General features: G+C 74.0%; 22 protein-coding genes and 1 pseudogene. 13 read left to right on the top strand and 10 right to left on the bottom strand.

Annotation, left to right across the window (positions count from 1 at the left end; genetic code table 11):
- Window positions 1–10: 10 nt before the first annotated feature.
- Window positions 11–3,397, bottom strand: coding sequence for a discoidin domain-containing protein (locus V5D56_RS02770; RefSeq protein ID WP_435737541.1), 3,387 nt, complete (start codon window positions 3,395–3,397; stop codon window positions 11–13).
- A gap of 199 nt (window positions 3,398–3,596) precedes the next feature.
- A complete protein-coding gene (locus tag V5D56_RS02765) occupies window positions 3,597–4,922 on the bottom strand; it encodes a serpin family protein (protein WP_435737540.1) in 1,326 nt (441 codons plus the stop codon).
- A 155-nt stretch (window positions 4,923–5,077) separates the two neighbouring features.
- Here V5D56_RS02765 and V5D56_RS02760 point away from each other — a divergent pair, with 155 nt between their 5' ends.
- On the top strand, window positions 5,078–5,272 hold the full coding sequence (locus V5D56_RS02760; protein ID WP_435737539.1) for a hypothetical protein: 195 nt from the start codon (window positions 5,078–5,080) through the stop codon (window positions 5,270–5,272).
- Window positions 5,273–5,321: 49 nt separating this feature from the next.
- Here the strand turns inward: V5D56_RS02760 and V5D56_RS02755 are convergent, their stop codons facing one another.
- Genes V5D56_RS02755 through V5D56_RS02745 form a run of 3 tightly spaced genes read right to left on the bottom strand, consistent with a single transcriptional unit; the run spans window position 5,322 to window position 7,400 of the window.
- Window positions 5,322–6,107, bottom strand: coding sequence for a ferredoxin reductase (locus tag V5D56_RS02755; protein ID WP_435737538.1), 786 nt, complete (start codon window positions 6,105–6,107; stop codon window positions 5,322–5,324).
- Between the two features lie 4 nt (window positions 6,108–6,111).
- Window positions 6,112–6,711, bottom strand: a complete 600-nt coding sequence (locus tag V5D56_RS02750; protein ID WP_435737537.1) for a sulfite oxidase-like oxidoreductase — start codon at window positions 6,709–6,711, stop codon at window positions 6,112–6,114.
- A gap of 38 nt (window positions 6,712–6,749) precedes the next feature.
- A complete protein-coding gene (locus V5D56_RS02745; protein WP_435737536.1) occupies window positions 6,750–7,400 on the bottom strand; it encodes a TetR/AcrR family transcriptional regulator in 651 nt (216 codons plus the stop codon).
- Window positions 7,401–7,527: 127 nt separating this feature from the next.
- Here V5D56_RS02745 and V5D56_RS02740 point away from each other — a divergent pair, with 127 nt between their 5' ends.
- From V5D56_RS02740 to V5D56_RS02720, 5 genes are all read left to right on the top strand, one after another.
- Window positions 7,528–8,886, top strand: coding sequence for a glycosyltransferase (locus V5D56_RS02740; RefSeq protein ID WP_435737535.1), 1,359 nt, complete (start codon window positions 7,528–7,530; stop codon window positions 8,884–8,886).
- A 132-nt stretch (window positions 8,887–9,018) separates the two neighbouring features.
- Window positions 9,019–10,380 carry a glycerophosphodiester phosphodiesterase family protein gene (locus V5D56_RS02735; RefSeq protein ID WP_435737534.1) on the top strand — a complete coding sequence of 454 codons (1,362 nt, stop codon included), beginning with the start codon at window positions 9,019–9,021 and terminating at the stop codon, window positions 10,378–10,380.
- A gap of 125 nt (window positions 10,381–10,505) precedes the next feature.
- The gene (locus V5D56_RS02730) at window positions 10,506–11,108 is read left to right on the top strand and encodes a carboxymuconolactone decarboxylase family protein (protein WP_435737533.1); all 603 of its coding nucleotides are present in this window, start codon (window positions 10,506–10,508) and stop codon (window positions 11,106–11,108) included.
- Between the two features lie 4 nt (window positions 11,109–11,112).
- Window positions 11,113–11,985 (top strand): RNA polymerase sigma-70 factor, encoded by an 873-nt coding sequence (locus V5D56_RS02725; protein WP_435737532.1) that lies wholly within the window; start codon window positions 11,113–11,115, stop codon window positions 11,983–11,985.
- A 160-nt stretch (window positions 11,986–12,145) separates the two neighbouring features.
- Window positions 12,146–12,634: an AraC family transcriptional regulator gene (locus tag V5D56_RS02720; protein WP_435737531.1), complete on the top strand. Its 489-nt coding sequence runs from the start codon at window positions 12,146–12,148 to the stop codon at window positions 12,632–12,634.
- Here V5D56_RS02720 and V5D56_RS02715 read toward each other — a convergent pair.
- The 3 genes from V5D56_RS02715 to V5D56_RS02705 all read right to left on the bottom strand — a co-directional run bounded on the left by V5D56_RS02715 (window position 12,574) and on the right by V5D56_RS02705 (window position 15,614).
- A complete protein-coding gene (locus tag V5D56_RS02715; RefSeq protein WP_435737530.1) occupies window positions 12,574–13,221 on the bottom strand; it encodes a shikimate kinase in 648 nt (215 codons plus the stop codon). The genes V5D56_RS02720 and V5D56_RS02715 overlap by 61 nt on opposite strands.
- A 241-nt stretch (window positions 13,222–13,462) precedes the next feature.
- Window positions 13,463–14,914 carry an L-serine ammonia-lyase gene (locus V5D56_RS02710; protein ID WP_435737529.1) on the bottom strand — a complete coding sequence of 484 codons (1,452 nt, stop codon included), beginning with the start codon at window positions 14,912–14,914 and terminating at the stop codon, window positions 13,463–13,465.
- A 46-nt stretch (window positions 14,915–14,960) separates the two neighbouring features.
- Window positions 14,961–15,614 carry a DNA-3-methyladenine glycosylase I gene (locus V5D56_RS02705; protein WP_435737528.1) on the bottom strand — a complete coding sequence of 218 codons (654 nt, stop codon included), beginning with the start codon at window positions 15,612–15,614 and terminating at the stop codon, window positions 14,961–14,963.
- A gap of 151 nt (window positions 15,615–15,765) precedes the next feature.
- On the opposite strand from V5D56_RS02705, the gene V5D56_RS02700 reads away from it, so the two are divergent.
- A complete protein-coding gene (locus V5D56_RS02700; protein WP_435737527.1) occupies window positions 15,766–17,376 on the top strand; it encodes an AAA family ATPase in 1,611 nt (536 codons plus the stop codon).
- A gap of 7 nt (window positions 17,377–17,383) precedes the next feature.
- The gene (locus V5D56_RS02695; RefSeq protein ID WP_435737526.1) at window positions 17,384–19,093 is read left to right on the top strand and encodes a tetratricopeptide repeat protein; all 1,710 of its coding nucleotides are present in this window, start codon (window positions 17,384–17,386) and stop codon (window positions 19,091–19,093) included.
- A gap of 18 nt (window positions 19,094–19,111) precedes the next feature.
- Here V5D56_RS02695 and V5D56_RS02690 read toward each other — a convergent pair whose 3' ends face one another.
- Window positions 19,112–19,972: a TetR/AcrR family transcriptional regulator gene (locus V5D56_RS02690; protein ID WP_435737525.1), complete on the bottom strand. Its 861-nt coding sequence runs from the start codon at window positions 19,970–19,972 to the stop codon at window positions 19,112–19,114.
- Window positions 19,973–20,076: 104 nt separating this feature from the next.
- Between V5D56_RS02690 and V5D56_RS02685 the strand changes: the two genes are divergently transcribed.
- From V5D56_RS02685 to V5D56_RS02675, 3 genes are read left to right on the top strand one after another with little or no spacing between them, the layout of a single operon-like run.
- A complete protein-coding gene (locus tag V5D56_RS02685) occupies window positions 20,077–21,201 on the top strand; it encodes an ATP-binding cassette domain-containing protein (protein WP_435737524.1) in 1,125 nt (374 codons plus the stop codon).
- Complete coding sequence (locus V5D56_RS02680) at window positions 21,198–22,049, top strand: ABC transporter permease (RefSeq protein WP_435737523.1); 852 nt, start codon at window positions 21,198–21,200, stop codon at window positions 22,047–22,049. Before V5D56_RS02685 ends, V5D56_RS02680 begins: the two co-directional genes overlap by 4 nt.
- 56 nt (window positions 22,050–22,105) lie before the next feature.
- Window positions 22,106–22,702, top strand: coding sequence for a GNAT family N-acetyltransferase (locus tag V5D56_RS02675; protein WP_435737522.1), 597 nt, complete (start codon window positions 22,106–22,108; stop codon window positions 22,700–22,702).
- A 19-nt stretch (window positions 22,703–22,721) separates the two neighbouring features.
- Here the strand turns inward: V5D56_RS02675 and V5D56_RS02670 are convergent, their stop codons facing one another.
- On the bottom strand, window positions 22,722–23,729 hold the full coding sequence (locus V5D56_RS02670; protein ID WP_435737521.1) for a LacI family DNA-binding transcriptional regulator: 1,008 nt from the start codon (window positions 23,727–23,729) through the stop codon (window positions 22,722–22,724).
- Here V5D56_RS02670 and V5D56_RS02665 point away from each other — a divergent pair.
- Together V5D56_RS02665 and V5D56_RS02660 are read left to right on the top strand one after the other, a co-directional pair.
- Window positions 23,611–24,666, top strand: a pseudogene (locus V5D56_RS02665) (HAD family hydrolase); the annotation flags it as partial. The gene V5D56_RS02670 and the pseudogene V5D56_RS02665 overlap by 119 nt on opposite strands.
- A gap of 384 nt (window positions 24,667–25,050) precedes the next feature.
- Window positions 25,051–25,854 (top strand): HAD family hydrolase, encoded by an 804-nt coding sequence (locus V5D56_RS02660; RefSeq protein ID WP_435738939.1) that lies wholly within the window; start codon window positions 25,051–25,053, stop codon window positions 25,852–25,854.
- Window positions 25,855–25,931 lie beyond the last annotated feature (77 nt).

The following is a 25,931-nucleotide window of genomic DNA, read 5'->3' as shown; positions in this document are numbered from 1 at the left end:
TCGGGCACGGTCAGTTGCGCGTGATCGTGAAGGTCGACGTCGGGTTCTCGATGTCCCGGAAGTTGCCCGAGAGCGTGAGGTTCGTGAACGTCGCCGAGCCGACCGCGGGGCCCTGACCCTGCTCCGGCATGGGGTTGACCCAGATGCCGTAGCCGGACCGCGCGTCGTGCTGGTCCCCGCTCTTCTCCGCGCCCGTGATGGACACGTTGGTGAAGACGGTGTCCTGGAACGTGTTCTGCGGCTGGGACCCGACGTAGTTCGTCTGGAACATGATCCCGGAGTACGTCGGGTCGATGATGTCGAGGTTGTTCACGCGGATGTTCGTGAACGTCTTCGACGCGGAGAACATCCACACCGCGGGGAACACCTGGTTGCCCCAGAAGTGGCCGCCGGAGCGCACGACGGTGAGCCCGTCGAACGTCGTGGGCCCGGGTCCGAAGCCCTCCATCGCGATGCCGAAGTCCAGCGAGCTGATGGTGACGCCCGAGTAGACGAGGGTGTCCGCGACGTAGATGTTCCGGAAGGTGTTGTTCTGGCCGCCGTAGACCGCGAGACCGGCTGCGCGCCACGTGTTCGTCGAGGTGAGGTTCTCGAACACGTTGCCGCTCTGCCCGCTGCCGCCGTTGTCGGTCGCCGCGAAGAGCGCGAACGAGTCGTCGCCGGTGCCGCGCGCCTGGTTGTCGTGCACGTGGTTGTTCGAGCTGCCGTTGGTCATGTTGATCGCGTCCGCGAACGTGTTGCGGATGCGCGAGCTCTTGACCTCGGAGTCGTCCATGTTGGACGCCCAGAACATGCAGATCATGTGCTCGACCCAGATGTCGTCGATCGTCATGTCCTTGACGTTGGTGAAGTCGAAGACCTTGCCGGGTCCGTCGATGCGCGACGTGTAGTTGCCGAAGTACGCGAAGCCGCGGAACGACGAGCCGTTCGCGCTCGCCTCGCCCCGGAAGCCGACGTCGGTGTTCTCCTGGCTCTGCGGCGCGAAGAACCGCGTGAACCACGGGCCCGCGCCGACGACGTCGACGGCCTTGCCGTAGACCTGGAACTTGTTCGAGGTCTGGTAGTCGCCGGCGGGGAGGTAGACGCCCTTGAGCGTGCCGGTCGAGTCCATGCGGACCCGGTCGAGCGCGGCCTGGACGTCCTGGTGGGTGAACCCGGCGGGCTGGGTGTACTGCGCGGGGTTCGGGTTGGCCCGGGGCGTCGCCAGCTCGAGGTCGACGAAGTCGATCGCGTACTGGCTCGTGCTGCTCGCCGTCTTCTGGAGGCGGATCCTCGAGCCCGCGGGGACCGTGGTGCCGAGCATCGTGCTCGCCTCGTCGTAGACGTGGCGCGGGCCGCCCGCCCCCGGCTGGTTGCCGGGGTTGGTCTCGTTGCCGTAGAGCCACGCGTAGCGCGAGGTGAGGTCGAGGTTCTTGAGGAACTGGCCGTCGACGTAGATCGCGAGCGTCGCGTTCGTCCCGCCGCCGCCCGGGGAGTCGGGGATGGAGAAGCGGGTCACGAGCGTGTTCGTCGGGGCCTTGGTGGTCCACTCGACGTACGCGCCCGTGGTGTTCAGCGTGACGGCCTCGCGGCCGGACGCCTCGCCCGCGAGGTCGCCGACGACGCGGTTGGGCGCGAGCACGGTCGCGCCCCCGCCCGTGACGCCGTCCTCGGCCTCGTACGTGTCGAACGGCATGTTCGCGCCACGGCCCACGAACAGCGGCCGCGTCGCGGTGTTGTTCGCCTGCTTGGCGGAGACCTCGGTCGCGTCCGGCGCCGCCACGATCTTCACGTCGTAGCTGCCGTTCGCCGCCGTCCAGGTGCCGAGGTTCACGCTCGCGCTCGTCGCGCCCGCGGCGATCGCCCCGGAGACGGACCCGGTCAGCGTCTTCACGACGGCGCCCGTGCCCTTGTTCGTCACCGTGGCGGTGAGGCCGTGGGCGGCGGTCGACGTCGCGACGTTGCCCTGGTTGGCGATCGTCGCCGAGAACGTGACGGTGTTGCCCGCGGCCGGTGTGCTCGGCGACCAGGAGACGGTCGGGACGAGGTCTGAGCTCGGGACCGCCGTGACGACGACGGCCGTCGGGTTCGCGTACGCGTTGTTGCCCTCGTTCTGCTCGGCGATGCCGCCGGCGGCGTCGGCCGCCGCGCCGACCGTGTAGGAGCCCGCAGGACGGGCGCCGATGTCGGCGGTGACGACCGCCTGGGCGCCCGCGGCGAGGCCGCCGACCGGTTTTGTGGCGACGGTCTGGCCGCCCAGGGTGAACGCGACGTCGGTCGCTGCGGACGCCTGCGTGCCGATGTTCTTCACGACGGCGGAGAGCGTGATCGCCTGAGACTCGAGCGGTGATGCCGGGGTCGCCGTGACGCCCGTGACGACGAGGTCGGGGTTGGGGGCAGCCGTGCCGAACACCTGCAGCTCGCCGACCTGCCCGTTGCCCGACCCGGTGTTGCCGGTGAAGCGCAGCCGGACGTCCTTGGCGGTGCCGGAGACCGGGACCGTCACCGTGTTCCCGCTGCTCGGGGAGAACGCGTAGGCGGCGGACGCCTTGAGCGTCTGCCAGGCGGCGCCCGCGCTCGCTCGGCCCTGCACCTCGAACGTCTGGGTCCGGTCGCCCCAGGCGCTCGCGGGCGGCAGCTTGACCACGACGTTCGTCAGCTGCGTCGGCGCGTCGAGCGAGACGGCGAGGGTGCTGGGGTACTGGCCTCCCGCGCCCTCCCAGTAGGTCGACGTGCTGTCGTCGTTCGCGTTCTTCGCGACGAACTGCCACTCGGTCGAGGACGCCTCGATCGGCTTGCCCAGCGCGAGGTTCGCGCCCGTGGGCGGGTCGCCGGGGTCGGTCGACCCGGCGGTCCCGCGGACCTCGAGCTCGGAGAGCTGTCCGGCGGGCCAGCCCGAGTTCGCGGTGATCGCGACGCGGACGTACCGGGCGGAGGTGTCGGGGACGTCGACGGTGACGGTGTTCCCCGACGACGGGTCGAACGTGTACGCCTGCGGCGCCTTGAGCGTCGTGAACGCAGACCCGTCGGTGCTGGCCTGGACGCTGAGGGTCTGGTTCCGCGTCTCCCAGCCGGTGGGGAGCTTGAGCACGAGGTCCTCGACCGTCGCAGCGGTGCCGAGGTCGACCTGGGCCCACTGCGGGAAGCTGCTGTTGGTCGACTCCCAGTAGGTGCCCTGGTTGCCGTCCGTGAGGTTGCCGGACAGGTAGGGAGAGTTGTTGCTGCTGGCGGCGGTCGCCCTGCCCGTGGACAGGACGGTGGGTGCGGCGGTGGCCGACGTGGCGAGGCCGAGCGGGGCGAGCAGCGCGCTCGCTGCCGTGGTCGCCGCGAGGACCCGGAGGCTGCGTCGGGGTGGACGGGACGGAGCGCTTCCTCTGCCGGACGAGGTGCGGTGCGACGTGCTGGGTCGATGACTCATCGGTTGTCCTCGATCTCCCGTCGTCGTCGACGGGCGTTGGGTCAGTACCTTCGAGAATTGCTAGATCGCTGCGCCGCACCGCACAGCAAAGTGTCAGGTTCTTGCTACGACACGCAAGAAAAGTACTCACGGCGGGGGCGAGGCGTCAAGAGATGAGCCGTCAGGCTCTCCGTGTCGACCGGACGGGCTCGCCGGCCGGTCAGTGGCGCGGGTCGCGGATCGCGGACGTGAAGAGGGTCCACCCCGTCTCGGCGTGGGCCACGGAGAAGACGTACGGGCGGTCGACGCGCAGGACGACGGGCTCGATCGGCACCTCCGCCGACACGGCCCCGACGCCGATCTCCGTGACCGCAGCGGCGACGGTCCCCTCGGCGTCCACCTGGAGGACCGACTGCTGCACGGCCTGGGAGACGACGAGCTCCTCGTCGCTGATCCCGCTCAGGTCGGGAGCGGGGTGTGCGACGAAGAGCCCGCCGAGCCCGGCTGCCGTCAGCGCCGGCTCGAGGTCCAGCGGCTCGTCGGCGGGCACGTCGAGCGTCGGCATCGTCAGGTCGACCGGGACGTCATCCGCCGCGTCGAGCGCGTCCCGCAGCGCGGCGCTCGTCCCGGCGGTGAGGGACGCGGGGTCGGTGCCGTCGGGCGGGAGCAGCACGTCGGCGTGGAACGCCTCGACGTAGGGAAGGCGGACGGCGCGCCAGCCGTCGACCTCGGCGTACCGTGCGGCGTTCGTCTGCCGGAGCGACTCGGCCCGGACCTCCTGGCCCGACCCCAGGAAGAACGGGCGGTCCGTCGTCTCGGAGTCCTCGAACGGTTCCTGCCAGCGCGCCGCGAAGAGCGTCGCGTTCTGCAGCACGAGGCGCAGGTCGGGGTCGGGCTCGATCGCCGAGCCGTCGACCAGCCCACCGGTGTGGTACCGCGCCCAGTCGCTCAGCGGCTCGATCCCGGCCGACGAGCCGAGGTCCGTGGGGAGCACGCCCGCGCCGTACCCGGCGCCGAGCGCCTCGACGTAGGAGTCGCGGACCCGCGCCTCGTCGTCGACCACGACCTGGTTCGCGACGTGCGCCAGAGGTTTCTTCGGCAGCTCCGCCGCCCGGACGGTCGCGGGGTCGCCGTCGTGCAGGCCGACCGTGGCGAGGAGCGCGCCGACCGCCTCGGTGCGCGCGGCCCCGGACGCGCCCAGCGCGTCGTCGAGCGCCACGGACGTCTCGCCCGCCGCACCTTCCGCGAGCATCGACAGCGCGACGACGACGCTCGCCGGGGACACGACGACGTTCCCCGCGGAGGGGGCGGTCGCGAGCATCGTCGTCCCGAGCCGGTCGGTCGCCGCGACGACGTCGGGGACGGCACCGGCGTCCGCGACCCCCACGATCTCGTGGGGCACGTCCGCCGTCACGAGCGGCAGGTCCGGCGGTGCCGAGCGCGGCGCCCCGCACCCGGCGAGCAGGACGAGCAGCGCCGTCGCTCCCGCGCCCCATCGAGCCGGTGCGGACCGTGGCCCGCTGGTGCCGCGCCTCGTGGCTCCCATGCCGTCCCCCCAGACGTGCCGGTCGGCGCAGCGCAGGCCCTTGCCCGCGGACGCGCCTCGCAGGGACTGTGTGGCGGTGGACCCGCACCTTGCAGCGAGGCGACGATCCCGTCGGGGGAGCGCCACCCGGGACCGGGCACCGCTAGGGTGCGCCCATGTCTGGCGTCGGAATCATCTACCCGTTGCTCGTCCTCGTGTACGTCCTCGTGATCGGGGCGGTCGCCGTCCTCGTGGTGTGGGCCCTCGTGCTGACGATCAAGCTGCTGCGCAGCGTGCTCGCCGAACGTGAGGCGCGCGCGAGGGGCTGGACGCCGCCCGCGGGGGAGGGCACACATGGCTACCCCGAGTAGCGGGAACCGTCCCGGACCGTCGCAGGGACGGTCGTGGGTCCGCTGCGGCTCAGTCGACCGCCGGGCCGAAACGCTCCGTCTTCACCCGCGCCGGGTCGTGCCCCAGCGCGACGAGCGAGCGCGAGACGGCCTCGACGAACCCCGTCGGTCCGCACACGAAGCACGCGGGCCCGAGCTCGGGCGGCCACCCCCAGGCGCCGAGCTCCGCGAGCGTGAGCCGACCGGGCCCGCGCCGGGAGTCGAGCGGCGCCGCGCGCGTGAACGCGACGCTCACGTCCAGGCCGTCGCCCGCCCGGGCGAGCCGGGCCAGCTCGTCCGCATAGAGGCGGTCCTCGGGCCGGCGCACGGAGTACACGAGGCGGAACGGCGTGCGGTCGCCGTCGTCGCGCCGGGTGCGGAGCATCGCCATGAGCGGCGCGATCCCGGACCCGCCGGCCGCCAGGAGGACCGGGGTGCCGGCGTCGCGCTCCGGCGACCACACGAACCAGCCGCCGACCGGGCCGCGGACCTCGATCGCGTCCCCCACGGTGAACGCGTCGGTGAGGTACCCGGAGACCTCGCCGTCGGGGACCCGCTGGACGGTCACCTCGACGCGCGCGGACGCCGCGGCGTCGCTCGCCGGGCCGGCGATCGAGTAGCTGCGCTCGGCCGTGTAGCCGTCGGCGGCGGTGAGGCGCAGGTCGAGGTGCTGCCCCGCGAGGTGCCCCGGCCAGTCGGGGACCTCGAGGACGAGGGTGCGTGCCGTCGGGCTCTCCGCCCACGCGTCGACGAGCGTGGCGACGCGCCAGCCCGACGGCATGGCGTAGCGCGCCCCGAGCCGGGTGCCGTCGGTCACCTCCTCAGTCACCCTGGTACCTCTGCTCGCGCCACGGGTCGCCGAGGTCGTGGTAGCCGAGCCGCTCCCAGAAGCCCTGCTCGTCCATGGGCATGAGTGTGATGCGGTTGACCCACTTCGCGGACTTCCAGAAGTACAGGTGCGGCACGATCAGCCGCGCCGGACCGCCGTGCACCGGGTGCAGCGGCGCGCCGTCGAACGTGTGGGCGATCCACGCCTTGCCGCCGAGCAGCTCGGCGACGGGCAGGTTGGTCGTGTACCCGCCGTAGCAGCCGACCATCGCGAAGTCGGCCGTCGACTCCACGTCCGCGAGGAGCGTGTCGAGCGAGACGCCGCGCCACGTCGTGCCGAACTTCGACCAGCGCGTGACGCAGTGGATGTCGACGGTCGGCTCCTCCTGGGGGAGCCGCATGAGGTCGGCCCACGTCCACGTGTGCGTGGCGCCGGTCTCGGTGACGACGTCGAGCCGCCACGTGCTCGTGTCGACGTTCGGGGTCGGCCCCGCGGAGAGGACGGGGAAGCCGTCCTCGACGTACTGCCCGGGCGGCAGGGCGACGCCCTGCGGCCTCGGCCGGCCCTGGAAGCCGGGGGTCAGGGTGCTCATGCCCCACGGTAGGCCCGTGCCGGACGGCGCGTCATCCGTCAGGTGACCGGCACGGTGCCCGGGGGCGACGCCACGAGCCGCACGACGGCGTCGCGCAGCCAGGCCCGATAGCGCTCGTCCGACCATCCCGCGCCGGAGACGAAGTGTGCCCGACCCTCCGGCGCGAACACGTACGACAGCGTCTCGGCCGCCTGGTCGCGCGGGGTGCGGAGCGTGAAGCCGTGCGCGACGAGGAGGTCGACGCTCGCGCGCACGGTGTCCCGCCGGCGTCCGAGCAGCGCCTCGAGCTCGGCCGCCACCTGGTCGTCGCCGTGGGCGGCCGCGGTGAACGCCGGCCACAGCCCGGCGACGCGCGCGTTGGCGTCGGCGACGAGGGCGACCATCCCGTCGAGGAAGGCGTCGGGATCCGTCAGGGCCACGACGTCGCGGGCCTCGGGCCGGTCGGCGAGCGACTGCGGGCCCACGGAGCCCCCGAACGTCAGCTCGAAGGCGGCGAGCAGCAGGGCGCGCTTGGGACCGTGGGACTTGACGGTCTCGAGCGAGACGCCGGCGCGCTCGGCGACGCGCGCGAGGGTCGTGCGGTCGTAGCCGCGCTCGGCGAGCTCGGTGGCGGCGGCCCTCACCACGCGCTCCCGGGTGAGCGCGGCCTGCTCGGCGCGCAGGTCGGACGAGTAGGCACGAGGGACCACTATTGACTACCCCCTGAGGGTGATGAATACTTCGGACGGTTGATCGATCTTTCCACACGCCCGGACGGCCCGGTCCGCGCGTCGCAGGCTCTCTCCCCTGTAGCGCTCCCTACGAAAGGCACGACCGATGGCTTCCGTCCTGCTGTGCTCGACACCCGTCCACGCCCACGTCACCCCGCTGCTCGCCGTCACGCGCAGCCTCGTCGCGCGCGGCCACGACGTCCGCTTCCTCACCGGCGCGCGCTTCGCCGACGCCGTCACGGCCGCCGGGGCGCAGCACCTGCCGCTGCCCGCCGAGGCCGACTTCGACGACCGCGACCTCGCCGGCCGCTTCCCCGGGCGGGCGGGACGGACGGGCCTTGACGCCATCCGGTACGACATGCTGCAGATCTTCGTCGGACCCGGGCTCGCCCAGCACCGCGCGGTGCTCGCCGCCCTCGCCGACCGGCCGGCCGACGCGGTGCTCGTCGAGCCCCTGTTCCTCGGCGCGACGGCGCTCGCGGCCACCCCCGCGGACCGACGCCCGCCGCTGGTCGCGATCGGCATCTTCCCGCTGGGGCTGACGAGCGCGCACACCGCGCCGTTCGGCCTGGGCCTGCTCCCGGCATCGGGCCCGCTCGGCGTCGCGCGCAACCGGGTGCTGCAGCGGGTCGTGGAGCGCTCCCTCGCGCCCGCCCAGGACGCCGCCGCGGACCTGGTCCGGGTGGCGGGGGAGCAGCCGCTGGACGGGTTCTTCCTCGGCTGGCCCGCGCACGCCGACGCGATCGCCCAGCTCACCGTCCAGGAGTTCGAGTACCCGCGCCCCGACGTGTCGACGCCGGTGCACTACGTGGGCCCGCCCGCGGCGACGGGTACCGCAGCGTCGGGTGACCCGGGGCTGCCCGCCTGGTGGAGCGACCTCGACGGGTCGCGACCGGTCGTCCACGTGACGCAGGGGACCGTCGCGAACGACGACCCGGGTCAGCTCCTCCTGCCCACGATCCGCGCTCTCGCGGACGAGGACGTCCTCGTCGTCGCGGCGACGGGCGGGCGTCCGGTCGAGGACCTCGGCCCGCTGCCGGAGAACGCCCGCGCGGCCGGGTACCTGCCGTACGACGCCCTGCTCCCGCGGACGTCGGTCTATGTGACGAACGGCGGGTACGGCGGCGTCCACCACGCGCTGCGCCACGGCGTGCCGATCGTCGTCGCGGGGAAGACCGAGGACAAGGCCGAGGTCGCCGCGCGCGTCGCGTGGTCCGGGGCGGGCGTCCGGCTGCGGACCAACGAACCGCGACCGGCCCAGGTGCGGCGCGCGGTCCGGCGCGTGCTCGACGACACCGCCTACGCGGCCGCGAGCGCGCGGATCGGCGAGCGCATCGCTGCGGCGCCGGGGACGGACGGTGTGGTCGATGTCGTCGAGGGGCTCCTGGCGAGCAGCGCAGAGGACCGGCGGCGACGCGCGCGACCTGTCAGCGGCCCACCGACCGGGAGGCTCGTACGCGGCTGACAGGTCCCGGGGCGATGCGGCCACGCGGTGTTCACCCGGCCGTCGGCTCCTGCTCGACACGGTGCCACCTGCCGTCCCTAGCGTCAGGTGGCGGCCCGCTGCCGCGTGACCGTCGAAGAAGGGGATGAACCCGTGAGCCGTCGTACACCGCTCCTCGCCGCCGCCCTCGCGGCGGTGCTCGCCTGCGGCACCGGGGCCGCCGCGGTCGCCGCGCCCGCCGTCCCTCCGCCCGGCTCGGACCTGCCGTCGTTCGACGTCCAGGCGCACCGCGGCGGTGTCGGCCTGAACGTCGAGAGCTCGGTCGCTTCGTTCTCCGAGGCGCTGCGGACGGGCGTCACGACCCTCGAGCTCGACGTGCAGATCACCGAGGACGGGCAGGCGGTCGTGACGCACGACCGGCGGACGAACGCCGCCGTCTGCCGCGACACCCGACCCGCCACGGCGGGCGACCCGGAGTTCCCCTACGTCGGGCGGTACGTCAAGGACCTCACGCTGGCCCAGCTGCGCACGCTCGACTGCGGGTCGGTGACGAAGCCGCAGTTCCCGGACCAGAAGCCGTCGCCGGGCGCGCGCATGATGCTGCTCACCGAGGTCTTCCAGCTCGTGCGCGACCACGGCGCCGACGACGTCGTGCTCAACGTCGAGACCAAGGTCGAGGCAGGCGCGCCGCACGAGACGGCGCCGCGCGAGCAGTTCGTCCAGGTCGTGACCGGGCTCGTCCGCGCGTGGGCCATGGCCGACCAGGTGACGATCCAGAGCTTCGACTGGGGTTCCCTCATGCGCGTGCGCGAGGTGATGCCGGAGCTGCCGATCGTCGCGCTCACCAACGGGCAGCAGTTCCTCCAGGTGGGGATGCCGGGTGCGTCACCCTGGCTCGGGGGCCTCGACATCGACGACTTCGACGGCGACCTCGTCGCCGCGGTCGACTCGTTCGGTGCCGACGCGCTCTCGCCGGTCCACGGCGACCCGCAGAACGGCTCGATCGACGACCCCGGCTACGTGCCCTTCACGACGCAGGAGCTCGTCGACGACGCGCACGCCGCCGGGATCCGCGTCGTCCCCTGGACGATCGACGACCGCCCGACGCTCGAGCACCTCGTCGACCTCGGGGTGGACGGGATCATCACCGACCGCCCCGACGTGCTGCGCGACGTCCTCGCCGACCGTGGCTACGACCTCCCGGACGGGCACGCCTGGGAGGGCGACCCGCGCCTGGTGGACCTCACGGCGCGTGCACAGTGCGTGAACGGCCGCGCCTACGTCGCCGTCCACGCGGTCAACGGCGAGCAGGCCCCGATCGACGTCCGCCTGACGACGCCCTACGGCGACGCGAAGCGCAGCGCGGTGCAGCCGGGCGCGGGCGCCTACGCGCTCGTCAGCTCGCGCGCGACGAGCGTGCCCGCGGGGACGGCGACCGTCGCCGGGTACCTGTGGGACGGCGTCGGGCACCACGAGGTGCGGACCGTCCCGTACGCGGGCATCGCCTGCGGCTGACCGGAGGGCCGGCCCCGGACGGCGGCCTCGGACGCCGGTCCGGACACCGGTCGTGCGGCGACCGTCACAGGCGTCGCACGGCCGGTGTCTCCATGTCGACACCACGAGACACCTCTGGAGGAGACATGGTCAGCAACGCACGGGTGCCCGCCGCCGAGATCACCGGCGTCTACGGGGCCCTGGCCAAGGCGATGTGCCGCAGGATGCTGGGCGACGTCCCGGAGTCGCTCGGCGTGATGTGGCACCACCGGACGCTGCTGCGGGACGTGCTGGGCTTCTCTCGCAAGGCCGAGAAGTGGGACCGCCTGGACAGGAACCTCGGGACGTTCGCCGTCATGGCCGCGGCTGCGACGGTCGGGTGCGGCGCGTGCCTCGACCTCAACTACTTCCTCGCCCACGACCGGGGCCTCGACGAGGCGAGGGCGCGCGAGGTCCCGCGGTGGCGCGAGTCCACCGTCTTCTCGCCGGTCGAGCGGCGCGCCATGGAGTACGCCGAGGCGATGAGCCAGACGCCACCCGCGGTCACGGACGAGCTGTCCGCCGCGCTCCTCGACGACCTGGGTGCCGCGGGCCTGCTGGAGCTCACCGCGCGCGTGGGTGTCATGAACCTGAGCGCGCGCACCAACATCGCGCTCGGCATCAGGTCGCAGGAGTTCGCGCAGGCGTGCGGGCTGCCGCCCCTCGCGCCCCGCGCGACGGACACGTCCTCCGCCGCCGTGGCAGGCTGACCGCATGGGCGAGGACCCGTTCGTCGTGCACCGGCGCCTGCTGTTCACGGTGGCGTACGAGATGCTCGGCTCCGCCGCCGACGCCGAGGACGTCGTGCAGGACTCCTGGCTGCGGTGGGCCGACGTCGACCAGGACGAGGTGCGCGACCCGCGCGCGTACCTCGTCCGCACCGTCACCCGGCTGGCGCTCAACCGGATGCGGACCGTCTCGCGCCGCCGCGAGGACTACGTCGGTGAGTGGCTGCCCGAGCCGTTGCTGACCAGCCCGGACGTGGCGGACGACGTCGAGCTGGCCGAGAGCGTCTCGCTCGCGATGCTCACGGTGCTCGAGACGCTCCGGCCGGCCGAACGGGCCGTGTTCGTCCTCCGCGAGGTGTTCGACGTGCCGTACGACGAGATCGCCGAGGCCGTGGACCGCTCGCCCGCGGCGGTGCGGCAGATCGCGCACCGGGCGCGGCACCATGTCGCGGCGCGACGGCCGCGCGTCGCCGTCGACCGGGACGAGCAGCGGCGGGTGGTCGAGCGGTTCCTCGCCGCCCTCTCCACGGGCGACGTGCAGGGACTGCTCGACGTGCTCGCCCCCGACGTCGTGCTCGTGTCCGACGGCGGCGGCGTCGTCTCGGCCGCTCGGCGTCCCGTCGTCGGGGCGGACCGGCTCGCCCGGTACCTGCTGGGCGGGCTCCAGAAGGCCGCGGGGACCGTCACGGCGAGCCCCGCCTGGATCAACGGTGCGGCAGGCCTGCGGATCGAGCTGGACGGCGAGCTGGCGAGCGCCGTCGCCGTCGTCGTCGAGAACGGCAGGATCACGCGCCTCTTCGGCGTCGCGAACCCCGAGAAGCTGGCGTGGCTCGACGACGAGGCCACCCTCGCGCGGTAGTGCCGCACGTCGGGGAGCGCGGCGAGCACGAGCAGCACGGCGTTGAGCACCGTCTGATGGACCAGTTCCGCGTGCCCGTCGACCCGTCGGGCGAAGCCTGCGCTCTCGCTGTCCGGCCAGCAGGCGACGAGGAGCACAACATCCGGTAAGCACTCCTGTCATGACCAGCTACCCCACGCACCACGACCTGGGTCGGATCGACGTCACCTCGTTCGACGACATCCCGGCTCTCAGTCGCGACGTCGTGCTCGACATCGCCACGATCCGCGCTGCGTGGCCCGACTTCGAGGGCTCTTTCGACTCGCTGCAGGGCCGCCGGATGATGGGGCTCGTCTACGGCGGCAACGGCTTGTACCGGATGGCCTCCGCACGCCTGGACCGGGACCACGGCAGCCCGACGGGCCACGACGAGACCATGATCCCCGGCGGCGACTACCTGCGCCTGCGTCTCCGCGGCGACGCACCCGCCGTCTACGGCCAGATCGGCCGAGCGTTCGACGTGCTCTTCGAGCATGCCGAGCACGACCCGGGCCGGCCGCACATCGAGTACTACCGCCGTGAGGGCGAGGTCGACTGCCTCGTCCCGATCTACCCCCCGCGAGGTGATCGTTCGGCCGTCCCGGGCCCGGGGTCGCAGACCGCACCGTGAGCTTCGCCCGCCGGTTCGCCGCCGAGGAGTGCCGCGAGCCGTGCGGCCGCGGCGTCCGGGGCCTCCGTGCCGGTGACCAGGACCGTGGTCGCGAGCGCTCGGGTGCCGGCGTCGTCGAGCCAGCCGGCGAGGAGGTCGTGGCCGTCCCGGACCCAGTCGGTGCCCTTGCTCGCGACAGACCGGCGTCGTAGCTCGGTCAGCGCCGTGTCGCGATCGGCGGCGGGCACGACGAGGACGACGTGCGGGACGTCGGCCAGGGCGGTGCGCACCGTGGACCGGTGCTCGCCGACGGTGTACGCGGTATGCCCAGCCCCGAGCGCGACGACGGCTCCGGGGCTCTCGGCCACCACGCGCCGGACCGCGTGCGCTCGCGCCGGCTCCCACTCCCTCTCCGCCGCGACGCGGCCGACGACCGCGATGCGCTCGACGAGGCGCTCGACGCTCCAGCCGACCTCGCCGTAGTAGCGGTCGCCGACGGCGTCCAGGTCCACGAACGGCGCACCCGTCCGCTCCGCGACGAGCTCGCCGAGCGTCGACTTCCCCGCGGCGGGCGGGCCGACGAGGACGAGGCGAGGAGCGGCGGGCACGCCCGTGATGCTCTCACGCCAGTTCGAGACCTGACGGAAAGAGGGTGCGCTTGCTCCGCTGCGCTCCGGCTCAGCACTGGGGCTGGTGGTCGTGCTGGAGCCTGCGCTTGCTCCGCTGCGCTCCGGCTCAGCACCGGCGCTCGTGGTCGTGCTGGAGCCTGCGCTTGCTCCGCTGCGCTCCGGCTCAGCACTCGGGCTGCTGGTCGTGCTGGAGCCTGCGCTTGCTCCGCTGCGCTCCGGCTCAGCACTCGATGACGTTGACCGCCAGGCCACCCGTCGACGTCTCCTTGTACTTCGTCGACATGTCGACGCCGGTCTGGCGCATCGTCTCGATGACGGTGTCGAGGGACACGACGTGCGAGCCGTCACCCTGGAGCGCGAGGCGGGCCGCGGAGACGGCGGTGCACGCCGCGATGGCGTTGCGCTCGATGCACGGGACCTGCACGAGACCGCCGACGGGGTCGCACGTCAGGCCGAGGTTGTGCTCCATCGCGATCTCCGCCGCGTTCTCGACCTGCGCCGGTGTGCCGCCGAGCACGGCGCACAGGGCTCCCGCGGCCATCGAGCACGCGGACCCGACCTCGCCCTGGCACCCGGCCTCCGCGCCCGAGATGGACGCGTTGCGCTTGTAGAGCGCGCCGATGGCGGCCGCGGTGAGCAGGTAGGTCCGCATCGTCCGACGGCGCCGCTCGCCGTCCGCGGCGACCTCCGGGTGGGTGCGCAGGAAGTGGCGCCCCACCGCGGGGATGATCCCGGCAGCCCCGTTCGTCGGGGCGGTCACGACGCGGCGGCCGTCGGCGTTCTCCTCGTTCACCGCCATCGCGTACGCCTGGAGCCACTCGATCGAGTGGTCGACCGGGCCCGGCCGCTCCGACGCGAGACGCTCCAGCCGCTCGCGCTGCGCCCGTGCCCGACGCCGCACCCCCAGCCGGCCGGGCAGCACGCCCTGGCGGTCCAGGCCGGCGTCCACGCACGCGCTCATCGCGTCCCAGATCCGGTCGATCCCGGCCCCGACCTCCTCGGCAGGGCGCAGCGACGTCTCGTTGTCCCACGCAACGGCGGCGATCGTCGTCGCGCGCGCGGCGCACGTCGCGAGCAGCTCGGCGGCGTTCGCGAAGGGGAACGGCACGTCGGCCGGCTCGGTCGTCCGGTCGACGGGCTCGCCCGAGAGCTCTGCCCCGATCTGCGCCGCCTCGTTCGCCGACGCCGCCGCGAGCTGCGCCGCCGTGAGGACGAACCCGCCGCCGACCGAGTAGTACGCCTCCTCGGCGAGGACGTCGCCCGCAGCGGACAGCGCGGTGAAGCGCATCCCGTTCGGGTGCCCGGGCATCCGCGTCAGCGGGGCGAGCCGCACGTCGTCCTGGCGCACGGTCACGTCGTGACGACCGAGGAGCGACAGCCGCGCGCCGTCGCCGAGCTTCTCCCACCCGCCCGGCACACGGTCCGGGTCGCACGTCTCCGGGTCGAGGCCCACGAGGCCGGCCACCACCGCGTCGGGCGTCCCGTGCCCCACCCCCGTCGCGCCGAGGGAGCCGCACAGCACCACGCGTACGCCCGCGACGTCGTCGAGCACTCCGTTCGCGACGAGGGAGCGTGCGAACGCTCGCGCGGCACGCATGGGTCCGACCGTGTGCGAGCTGGACGGACCCACGCCGATCGAGAACAGGTCCAGCACGGACACGTAGGAGCTCATGCCTCCATCGTCGCACCTCGTCTCAGGATGCGGACACGGTGCGAGGTCAGGGTGTGCGCGCGAGCACGACCGGGCACGTCGCGAGGTGGTCGTCGACGAGGCCGCACGCTTGCATCGCGGCGTACGCCGTCGTGGGGCCGATGAACCGGAACCCGAGCTTCTTGAACGCCTTCGCGAGGGCGACGGACTCGGGCGAGAAGGACGGGACGTCCGCCCACGTCCGTGGCCGAGCAGCCTCTGCGCGGGCCTCGGGGGCGAACGACCAGAACAGCTCCTCGAGGGTGCCACCCTGCTCGTGCAGCGCGAGGACGGCGCGCGCGTTGGAGATCGTGGCCTCGATCTTCTGGCGGTTGCGGATGATGCCCGCGTCGCCGAGCAGGCGCGCCACGTCGTCCTCGCCGAACCGGGCGACCGCCTCCGGGTCGAAGTCCGCGAACGCCGCGCGGAACGCGGGGCGCTTGCGCAGCACCGTGAGCCACGACAATCCCGACTGGAACCCCTCGAGCGCGATGCGCTCCAGCAGCGCCGCCTCGCCGCGGACCGGGACGCCCCACTCCGTGTCGTGGTAGCTCTCGTAGAGCGGGTCCCCGTCGCCGAAGCACCGGGCCCCGTCCGGAGGCCGCACGGGTGCGTCGTCGGGTGCCGCGAGGGGAGTCGTGGCCCGCTCGGGGGTCTCGGTGTCGGGTGCGTCGGTCGTCATGAGCCCACTGTGCCGCGCCGCGCCGACATCTCGGGGCCCCGGACACGGATCTGTGGACAGGAGCCCGTCGACCGGGACTGTGAACGGCGGGGAACGGTGTCGCCCGGACAGGGCACACTAGGTGCGGTCCACCCCTTCCCGAGGAGCTCGCATGTCCGACGCCGCTCTCTCCGCGCTCGCCGCCGCCGTCCAGGCAGCGCCCGACAGCGCACCGCTCCGGCTGCACTACGCGGCCTTGCTCCTCGACGCGGGCCGTGCCGTGGAGGCCACGGAGCACGCGAGCGCCGCACTGCGCATCGAACCAGCGAACGCTGAGGCGCTCGCGGTGCTCCAGCGCTCCGCCGCAGCCATCGGCGCGAGCCAGACCGGCGGTCCCGCGACCGGTCGAGCGCCCTCTGCTCCGGCGGCGCCCGACCGCACGACCCCCGCGACGGAAGCGCCCCCGGCTGCCGCGGCACCGCCATCGACCGCTGCCCCCTCGACCGACGACCCGCCGTCGACCGTGCCCCGACCGACGTCGTCCTCGCTCATCACCGGCATCCCGGACGACCTGACCGTCCCTCGGCGTCCCGCCGTCGGCGACGCCCGGCCCGCCGCACCTGTCGACCCCGGCACCCCGGGCGACCCGACCACGCAGGGAGACGCCGCGGCGTCGGGCATCGACTGGCGGCGCCTCGAGAAAGAGATGGGGCTGGACGTCCCGCCGCCCTTCGTCGAGGGGAGCACGCCAGGGACGCGCGCCGAGGCGGCGGCGTCGGGCGTCACGCCGCAGTCACCGGCGCTCGCGCCGCCTCCGCAGGCGCCCACCCCTCCGCCGGCCCCCACGTCACCCGGGCTCGTCCCCGCACGGGACGACGACGAGGCCTCGGACGACCCGTCGCTCGTCGAGATCTCGCGCGAGACCATCACGCTCGCGGACGTCGGCGGTCTCGAGCCGGTGAAGAAGCGCATCCGCGAGGCGTTCCTCGAGCCGATGCGCAACCAGGCCATCGCGCGCGCGTTCGGCAAGTCGCTGCGCGGCGGCCTGCTGCTCTACGGCCCGCCCGGCACGGGCAAGACGTTCATGGCGCGCGCGGTCGCGGGCGAGCTGGGGGCGCGGTTCCTCACGGTGACGCTCGCGGACATCCTCAACCGGTGGCAGGGCGAGTCGGAGAAGAGCCTGCACGAGATCTTCCAGAAGGCACGGCGTCTCGCGCCCGCGGTGCTGTTCCTCGACGAGGTCGACGCGATCGGCGGCAAGCGGGCCCAGTACTCGGGGTCGTCGGGGATGCGGACGATCGTCAACCAGCTCCTCCAGGAGATGGACGGCATCGGCTCCGACAACGACGGCCTCTTCGTGCTCGGCGCGACGAACCACCCGTGGGACGTCGACACCGCGCTGCTGCGGCCGGGCCGCTTCGACCGTGTCGTCCTCGTCCTGCCGCCCGACGAGCCCGCGCGCGAGGCGATCCTGCGCCACCACCTCGCCGGTCGACCGGTCGCCGGGATCGACCTGCGCGCGATCGCCGCGCAGACCGACGGCTTCTCGGGCGCCGACCTCGAGCACCTGTGCGCGACCGCCGCGGAGAAGGCGATGATGGACTCGATCGCGTCCGGCGAGGTCCGGCCGATCAGCATGGCCGACGTGCGGGCGGCGCTCGCCGAGCTCCGGCCCTCGACGACGGCGTGGCTCCAGTCCGCGCGCAACGTCGTGACGTTCGCCAACAACGACGGCCGCTACGACGACCTCGCCGCGTACCTGCGCGCGCGGCGCATGCTCTGAGCGACCGGTGAGCACCACGACCGACCCGGCGGCCGTCGTCTCGCGCGTCGAGCTGCTCGTCCAGATGGGGCGGCCCGAGCGTGCCCTCGACGAGGTCGACGCCGCGCTCGCCACGACGCCCGACGACCCGCATCTCCTCGTCGCGGCCGGCTGGGTGCGGCTGCGCCTGCAGCGCTCGGCGGAGGCGGTCCCGCTGCTCGAGCAGGTCGTCGCCTCGCAGCCTGCGGCGCACGGCGCCCTCCACCTCCTGTCGATCGCGCAGCAGAACACCGGCGACGTCGCGTCGGCGCGGGACAGCGCCGCTCGCGCGCTCGAGCTCGACCCTGACGACGCGCGGTACCACCTGCAGGTCGCCGACGCGCACCTCGCCGGCAAGGTCCGACGGCAGGACCGGGCGCTCGCGCGCGAGCGCATCGCGTCGGCTCTCGAGCTCGCGCCCGACGACCCCGACAGGCTTCTCCAGGCCGCGCGGCTCTGGTCGCGGCTGGGGGACGACGACACCGCGCGCGCCCTCGTGCGGCAAGGCCTCGCCGTCGCGCCGGAGCATGCGGACCTGCTCTACCTCGACGCGGCGCTCGCGGTCGACGCGAGCCGCAGCGCCCAGGGGATGGGCGCCGTCCTCGCGCAGAACCCCGAGCACGCCGAGGCCGGCTACGTGCTGCACCTCGGCGTGTGGCAGCAGGTGCTGCGGCTCGCCGAGATGCCCGTGCTGCTCATCGGCGCGGTCCTGCTCGTCGTGACCTTCTCGATGAGCGACGCCCACGTCGGCGGCGTGCCGGTCTGGGGGATCGTCGTCCTGCTCTGGGTCGCGATCACCGCGATGCGCGTCCTGCCCGTCCTCCTGCGCGCCCCCCGCGGTCTCGTGCGTCGCACCCTGCGCTGGACACCGCTGCGGGGCGGCACGGTCGTCGCGCTCGCCGTGGTCTGGGCCGGGGTCCTGGCCGGCCTGGCCCTCCTCTACCTGGTGCGCGACGCCGTGGTCGTGCGCTGGTTCCTCGTGGGCCTCGGCGCGGTGCTCGTCGTGGCCGCCGTGACGTCGACGACGCTCTACCGCTCGGTGCTCGTCCAGGCGCGCGACCTCGGTCACCTCCCGCCCGGCCCGGTCGGTGCGGCGCGCATCGCCGCGCTGCGCTCGTGGCTGCGTGCCGCCGCGGTGCGGCGCGCCGTCGCCATGGGGATCGTCGCGACGGTGGTCGCCGCCGTCGGGTCCGGGGCTCTCGCGCGCGAGGACGGCCGACCGGTCGCCGCGCTCGCCGCGGTCGCGTGGGTGCTGCCCGTGACCCTCGGCGTGTGGGTCGCGTGGCGGCTCGCCGCCCGCCAGCGCGCGGAGTCCGAGGACCGCCCGCCCGTCAGCTCCGCCGCTGCCGTGCGTGCGGGGCTCGGCGCGGCGGTGCTCGTCGTCACGACGGCGGTCCTCGCCCTCGCGGCCGTCGTCGCCCTCGCGGCCGTACCCGTGACCGCGAACGAGCACGACGCCGACGGCCGCTACGTGCAGGAGGTCCGCGACCCCTCGGACGGGACGACGTCGTCGTGCACCGGCCGACCGGTCACGCGCCTCGGGTGCCTGCAGCGCGAGCGCGAGGAGCGCATGGACGAGATGCGGGAGCAGATGGGGGACGTGGAGGTGCCGACGTTCGACGTCCCGGACGTCGAGATCCCCGACCTCGACCTGCCCGACCTCGAGGTGCCCGAGGTCCCGGCGGTGCCGACGCCCTGATCGGCGCGGGGCGTCGGCTCAGCGACGCAGCGCGGTCCGCTGCTCGACGAACGCCTCGATGCCGTCGAGGACGATCTGCAACCCGACGTCGAAGCCGTCCTCCCACGCGTCGTCGTGCCGGGGGGCGTCGGACGTCGACGGCGGGAGGTCGGCGAGCGCCGCGAACAGGTCGGGGTACTCCGCCGGGTTCGCGAGGTGCTGCAGGACGGCCTCGAAGTCGTAGTAGGGGTTCGCGCGCTCCAGCGCGGCGGGGTCGAGCTCGGACTCCGGGGTGTCGTCGGGCAAGCCCTGCTCGCGGCGGACGGCGAGCGCCGCCGCGCGCTCGGTCTCGACGGTCACGCGCCCCTCCCCGAGCACGTGCTGCGCCAGCAGGCCGACGATCTGCAGCTTCTCGTCCGTCGTGAGGCCCAGGTCGCGCAGGATCGAGAACGCGCGGTCGATCCAGCGCAGCCGGTGCGGTCCGAGCCGTACGGTCGTCAGCGGCAGGTCGAGGTACCAGGGGCGGGCGACGATGCCCTCGATCTGCGCGCGCGTCCAGGCCTCGAGGCGGGAGCGCCAGTCGCCCTCGGCCTCCGGGGGGAGCGCGAGGTCCGCGGAGGCGGCGTCGGCCATGAGCGACAACAGCTCGTCCTTGCTCGCGACGTACCGGTACAGCGCCATCGACGAGTAGCCGAGCGACTCCGCGACGCGAGCCATGGAGACGGCGTCGAGCCCTTCCGCGTCCGCGAGGTCGACGGCGGCGCGCGCGATCTGGTCGACGCTCAAGGCGGGCTTCGGCCCGCGCCGGCGCGGCGCGTCGCGACCCCACAGCCGCTGCAACGTGGGGGAGACCGCGGGCTCGCGAGCCACCGTCGCCTCACCGGGCGCGTCGTCGTCCATGCGGTCATCCTCTCGCGGGTGTTGACCCGTCGCGAAACTGTGTCTACCGTACGCATTACTGATACCGCCATAAACAGTTTCCGTCGCCACCGTCAGGAGTCGCCATGTCAGGGCCGCTCGTCCACGCCGTCGGGCTCCGCAAGAGCTTCGGCAGCGCTCGCAGACCCGTCCCCGTGCTCGACGGGGTCGACGTCACGCTCGCCGAGGGCGAGGTCGTCGCCCTCCTCGGTCCCAACGGGGCAGGCAAGACCACGACGGTCCGCATCCTGTCGACGCTCCTGCTGCCGGACGGCGGCACGGCGACGGTCGCGGGCCACGACGTGGTGCACGACGCCGCCCGCGTGCGCGAGGTCATCAGCCTCACCGGGCAGTACGCGGCGGTCGACGAGAAGCAGACCGGACGCGAGAACCTCGCGATGATGGGTCGTCTCGCGCACCTCCCGCGCCGCGCCGTCCGCGGTCGCGTCGACGACCTGCTCGACGCGTTCGACCTCGCCGCCGCCGCCGACCGCCGCGTCGTCACCTACTCCGGCGGCATGCGCCGCCGCCTCGACCTCGCCGCCGGGCTCCTCGCCCGACCCCGCGTCATGTTCCTCGACGAACCCACGACCGGCCTGGACCCGCGCAGCCGCCAGACCATGTGGGAGGTGGTGCGGCAGGTCGTCGCCGACGGCACGAGCCTGTTCCTCACGACGCAGTACCTCGAGGAGGCCGACCAGCTCGCCGACCGCGTCGCGCTGATCGACGACGGGCGCGTGGTGGCGGAGGGGGCGCCGTCCGAGCTCAAGCGCCGCGTCGGCGACGCCGCCGTCGAGCTGACGTTCGCGACGCCTGAGGATGCTGCCGTGGTCGGGTCCGCGGGCGTGGGGCCGGAGGTGCTCGGGCTGGCCGCGCCGTCGCCTGCCGCGTCCGGCCGTCCGTTCGCGAGCGCGGCTTCTACGCCCTTCGCATCCTCCGCCCCCACGCCCGCTCGTCCGGTCGCAGCGGCCGTCGCGACGCTGCGGGTGCCGACCGACGGGTCGGTCGCGCACGTGCGGGACGTGCTCGACGCCGTCGCGGCGACGGGCGTCGAGCCGGAGCGGTGGGAGGTGCGCGAGCCGACGCTCGACGACGTGTTCCTCACGCTGACGGGTCACGCCGCCCGGACGCGCGACCGGTCCGCCGACGGCGGCGGCTCGCCAGGCGGCGAGAGCTCCGACCAGTCCCACGCCGAGGAGGCCGCAGCATGAGCACCCAGACCCTGCCCGCGCCGTCGGGCACCGGGCTGCCTGCCCCCGCCGCGGTGCCGCGGCCCGGGCGGCACGTGCTCACGGACACGTCCGCGATGATCGGGCGGTCGTTGCGGCTCGTGCGCCGCGAGCCGGACGAGCTGCTGCTCGCGCTCGTGCTGCCCGTGATGATCATGGTGCTGTTCGTGTACGTGTTCGGCGGCGCGATCTCGGTCGGCGTCGACTACGTCACCTACGCGACGCCCGGGATCATCCTGCTGTGCGCGGGGTACGGGGCGTCGAACACGGCGATCACGATCGAGCAGGACATGTCCGGCGGCATCATGGACCGCTTCCGCTCGATGCCGATCGCGAGCGCGACGGTGCTCGTGGGGCACGTCGTCGCGAGCGTCGTGAAGAACCTCGTGACGACGGCCGTCGTGCTGGGGGTCGCGTACCTCATCGGGTTCCGCGCGGACGCGTCGGCGCTCGAGTGGCTCGGGGCGGTGGGGATGATCGTGGCCTACGTCGTCGCCATCACCTGCGTCGCGACGTTCGTCGGCGTGCTCGTGCGCTCGGCCGCGGCGGCCGGGGGGTTCGGCTTCTTCATGCTGTTCCTGCCGTACGTGTCCAGCGCGTTCGTGCCGCCCGAGACCATGCCGGCGTGGCTGCGTGGCTTCGCGGAGCACCAGCCCGTCACGCCCGTCATCGAGACGATCCGCGGTCTGCTCGTGGGCCTCGGCACCGACGGCGCCCCGGTCACGGACCTGGGCCCGACGGCGGCGGTCGCCCTCGCGTGGTGCGCGGGCCTCATCGTGGTGTTCCTCGGCGGCGCCGCGTGGGCGTTCGCGCGACGGCGGCGGCAGTAGACCCCGTGACGTCCGGCGGTGATCGCCGCCGGCGACCTCCTGGAAGGACGGACCGAATGATCGAGATCGTGCGGGGCGACGTGCTCGGCGACACGTACCGGCGACGGATCACCGAGGTGCTCGTGCAGGGTTTCGCCGAGGACTTCGCGTACTTCTCCTCCGATCCGCGCGTCCTCGCCGACGCGTTCGAGCACATGCTCGTCCTCGACCGGTTCTACGTGGCGCTCGTGGACGGCGAGCCGGCCGCCGTCGCCTCCTTCACGGAGGGGGCGCAGGAGTGCTTCGCGCCGGAGAAGCGTCCCTTCCGGGAGGTGCTCGGTCGCGTGCACGGTGCGATCAGCTATCGGATCGTCCGCAGCCAGTTCCTCGGCGCGTACGACGGCGCCCGGGAGGGGCTCGCGGAGGTCGGGTTCGTCACCACCGCGCCGGAGCAGCAGGGCAAGGGTGTGGCGACCGCGCTCGTGCGCCACCTGATGGACCTGCCGTACGACGAGCTCGTGCTGCGCGACATCAAGGACACCAACGCGCCGGCGCTCGGCCTCTACCGCAAGCTCGGGTTCACGGAGTCCCGCCGCCGCCCGGTGCGGTTCGCCCGGCGGGCGGGGTTCTCGGCGTACGTCTCCATGCACCGCACCCGCGACGCCGCGTCCTGAGCCCTCTGGCGCGCAGGGCTCAGTCGGCCTCGGCCGGTCGAGCGCTCGAGCCGCGCACGACGAGCGTGGGCGCGAGCACCTCGTGCACGTCGCCGTGGCGTCCCTCCGCGCGCTCGCGGAGCAGCTCGACCGCGCGCCGGCCCATGAGCTCGCGCTGCTGCTGGACGCTCGTCAGCCGCGGGCGGGCGCGCGTCGCGAGCGCGGTGTCGTCGTAGCCGACCACGGCGAGGTCCTCCGGCACACGCAGCCCCAGGTCGTGCGCCCGGTCGAGGACGTCGAACGCCTCGACGTCGTTGCGGGCGAAGACGGCGTCGTACCCCGCCGCGAGGACCGGGTCGAGCGCGGGGACGGCGCCGTCGTGCTCGACGACGCGCACCCGGTCGTCGAGGCCGTGGTCGCGCATCGCCGCCTCGTACCCACGGCGGCGCGCGAGCCCCGCGGGGCGTCGTGAGCCGGTGACGTGCGCGATCCGGGTGCGACCGGCGGCGACGAGGTGGTCGACGACGAGAGCCGCGCCGCGCTCGTCGTCGTTGTTGACGAGGTCGACGCCCGCCACGGGGGCGGCCGGGCGGCCCACCATGACGACGGGCGCGCGGCGGGCCGCCGTCGTCAGCACCTCGGGCTCGACCCACGACGACACCACGACGAGCCCGTCGACCGCGAGGTCGAGGAGCTGCTGGACCCGCCCGGCGAGGTGGCCGCGGTCGCGCGAGCCGTGCGCGAGCAGCACGGACAGCCCCTCCGCCTCCGCCGCCGCCTCGACCGACGCGACGATCTCCGTGTGGTACGGGTTGTCGAGGCTCGACAGCACCACGCCGAGGAGCATGCTGCGGCCCTGCTTGAGCGCGCGGGCGAGCGTGTTGGACCGGTAGCCCAGGGCGTCAGCCGACGCGAGGATCCGCTCGCGCGTGCGCTCGCTCACGCCCGCGTCGCCGCGCAGGGCCAGCGATGCGAGCGACTTGGAGACGCCGGCGTGTGCCGCGACGTCGAGCAGGGTGGGTCGGCGCGAGCCGGTGGTGAGGGTCACGGGTCCATCCTCGCGCCTCGGTTGGCTCCTGTTCCTGGGCGGATCTGGAACGTTCCAGAAGTTCCGGTGCCGTTCACCGTCGCGCCACCTGCCGGACGACGGCGGTTGGGCGGCCGTCCCTACCGTCGCCGTCGTGACCCTCACCACTCCTGTCCCGCCGGCCCGGGCCGATCGCCCCGCGTCGGGCTCGCGTACGGACCCGAGCCCTGACCCGAGCGCTGCACCGAGCGCGGTGGTGAGCACGGCAGCGGTGGCGGCGTCGTCGGCCGAGGGGCTGACGACCCGGCCGACCGCCCTGCTGCTCGACTTCGGCGGCGTCGTCTTCGCCACGCGCAAGCACCCGGACGGCATGGCCACGATGGCCGCGCACGTCGCGGACGTCCTGGCCCGCGGCGGGCAGCACGTCAGCGCCGAGGAGCTGCTGCCCGTGCTGCAGGGCGGCCAGGTCGCGCTCAAGCACTGGAAGCACGCGCAGTCCCGGCGCCTCGAACCCACCGAGCTCGACCACCGGACGATCTGGCGCGAGTTCTACGGAGGCCCGCTGCCCGAGCCGGCACGCGAGATCCTCGCCGGGAGCGCGGGCGCGCTGCAGGAGCTCCTGACCGCGACGCTCGCGGAGCACGTCGTACGACCCGGGATCCCCGAGCTGCTGGACCTCGCCGACGACCTGGGCATCCCGGTCGGCATCGTCTCCAACGCGCACAGCGGACGAGCGCACCGTGCGCTGCTCGCCCGGCACGGGCTCGAGGACCGGTTCGCCGTGCAGGTGTACTCGGACGAGGTCGGGATCCGCAAGCCGCACCCGGGCATCGTCGAGCTCGCCGCACGAGCCCTCGGCACCACGGCGTCCCGGTGCTGGTACGTCGGCGACACGCAGGACCGCGACGTCGTCGCCGGCCGTCGGGCGGGCGTCGCCGCCGTCGTGCTCACGCGGCACACGCACACCGACCACCCGCCGTTCCCCGTCCGTGAGACCGCCGACGCCGTCCTCGACACCCCCGCGGAGCTGGTCCCGCTGCTCCGCGACGCGGCGGACCACTCGGTGCCGAACCCCGGGTTACGTGGCGTAGAGGCCGCGGATCGCCGCACAACCCAGGGTTCGGCACAGGGCGGTGCGGCGCGGGGCGGTGCGGCGCGGGGCAGCGTCGCACAGCGCGGTGCGGCGCGGGGCGGTGCGGCTTTGACGGGTCAGCGCTCCGGCCTGCCGTCGGCGATCCTGCTCGACCACGGCGGGGTCATCGCGGTCTCGACGCCCGACGAGACCGTCCGCCGTCGGTTCGCCGCACACCTCGCGGAGCGGCTGACCCGCGCCGGGTACCCGGTGTCGACCGACGGCGCGGCGTCCGCCCTGGAGGAGGCCCGCGGCCGGCACCGCGCGTGGAAGACCGCCCACGAGTCCCCGCGGCACGCCGCGCTCACCGAGACCGCGCTCAGCGAGACGGCGCTCACCGAGACCGCGCTCACCGAGACGGCGCTCACCGACAGCGCGCGGACGACGACCGTCCCCGAGATCGACGCCGCGACGTTCTGGGTCGAGCTCGTCGGGCCGTGCCTCGACAACGTCGTCGCCGCGGACCTGCGTGCCGGGATGCGCGACTGGCTGCGCGCCGAGTGCCACGACCTCATGGTCCGGTACGCGCGCAGCAAGTCGGTGCCGACCGTGCGTCCCGGGGTCCGCGCGCTGCTCGAGCGGGCACGCGACCTCGGCGTGCCGGTGGCGGTCGTGTCCAACACCGTGTGCGGCCGGGCGGTCCGCGACGAGCTCGCCGAGGAAGGGCTCGACGAGCTCGTCGGCGCGCACGTCTACTCCGACGAGCTGGGCGTCCGCAAGCCCGACCCGACGACGGCGCGCACGGCTCTCGTCGCTCTCGACGCGGACCCGGCGCGGGCCTGGTTCGTCGGCGACAAGCCGGGTCGCGACGTTCCTGCCGCGCGCGGTGCCGGGGTGGGCACGGTCGTGCTCGTCCGGGGCGGCTCCACGCCCGACGCCGAGCTCGACGTCCTCGGGCTGCGAGACACGACCGGCGCCGGCACGACCAGCGCCGCCGCGCCCGGTGTCGACGCGACGATCCCCGACCTCGTCGTCGACGGCATCGACGACCTCGTCCCGCTCGTCCTGCCCTGAACCGGCCCACCCGGACCACCGCCTGACGACGGTCCACGCGGGACGACCGCCGTCGCCCGCCCCCAGCCGCCACACCC

It is taken from the genome of Cellulosimicrobium sp. PMB13, assembly GCF_051294865.1.
Taxonomy (GTDB): domain Bacteria; phylum Actinomycetota; class Actinomycetes; order Actinomycetales; family Cellulomonadaceae; genus Cellulosimicrobium.
Note: the sequence above shows the minus strand (reverse complement) of the source record. Positions and strands in the feature narration are given on the sequence as shown.

What these genes read in the sequence shown, in the direction of transcription:
- V5D56_RS02770 (WP_435737541.1), bottom strand. Translation starts at nt 3,397, where the DNA reads ATGAGTCATCGACCCAGCACGTCGCACCGCACCTCGTCCGGCAGAGGA.
- V5D56_RS02765 (WP_435737540.1), bottom strand. Translation starts at nt 4,922, where the DNA reads ATGGGAGCCACGAGGCGCGGCACCAGCGGGCCACGGTCCGCACCGGCT.
- V5D56_RS02760 (WP_435737539.1), top strand. Translation starts at nt 5,078, where the DNA reads ATGTCTGGCGTCGGAATCATCTACCCGTTGCTCGTCCTCGTGTACGTC.
- V5D56_RS02750 (WP_435737537.1), bottom strand. Translation starts at nt 6,711, where the DNA reads ATGAGCACCCTGACCCCCGGCTTCCAGGGCCGGCCGAGGCCGCAGGGC.
- V5D56_RS02740 (WP_435737535.1), top strand. Translation starts at nt 7,528, where the DNA reads ATGGCTTCCGTCCTGCTGTGCTCGACACCCGTCCACGCCCACGTCACC.
- V5D56_RS02730 (WP_435737533.1), top strand. Translation starts at nt 10,506, where the DNA reads ATGGTCAGCAACGCACGGGTGCCCGCCGCCGAGATCACCGGCGTCTAC.
- V5D56_RS02725 (WP_435737532.1), top strand. Translation starts at nt 11,113, where the DNA reads ATGGGCGAGGACCCGTTCGTCGTGCACCGGCGCCTGCTGTTCACGGTG.
- V5D56_RS02720 (WP_435737531.1), top strand. Translation starts at nt 12,146, where the DNA reads ATGACCAGCTACCCCACGCACCACGACCTGGGTCGGATCGACGTCACC.
- V5D56_RS02710 (WP_435737529.1), bottom strand. Translation starts at nt 14,914, where the DNA reads ATGAGCTCCTACGTGTCCGTGCTGGACCTGTTCTCGATCGGCGTGGGT.
- V5D56_RS02705 (WP_435737528.1), bottom strand. Translation starts at nt 15,614, where the DNA reads ATGACGACCGACGCACCCGACACCGAGACCCCCGAGCGGGCCACGACT.
- V5D56_RS02700 (WP_435737527.1), top strand. Translation starts at nt 15,766, where the DNA reads ATGTCCGACGCCGCTCTCTCCGCGCTCGCCGCCGCCGTCCAGGCAGCG.
- V5D56_RS02690 (WP_435737525.1), bottom strand. Translation starts at nt 19,972, where the DNA reads ATGGACGACGACGCGCCCGGTGAGGCGACGGTGGCTCGCGAGCCCGCG.
- V5D56_RS02685 (WP_435737524.1), top strand. Translation starts at nt 20,077, where the DNA reads ATGTCAGGGCCGCTCGTCCACGCCGTCGGGCTCCGCAAGAGCTTCGGC.
- V5D56_RS02680 (WP_435737523.1), top strand. Translation starts at nt 21,198, where the DNA reads ATGAGCACCCAGACCCTGCCCGCGCCGTCGGGCACCGGGCTGCCTGCC.
- V5D56_RS02675 (WP_435737522.1), top strand. Translation starts at nt 22,106, where the DNA reads ATGATCGAGATCGTGCGGGGCGACGTGCTCGGCGACACGTACCGGCGA.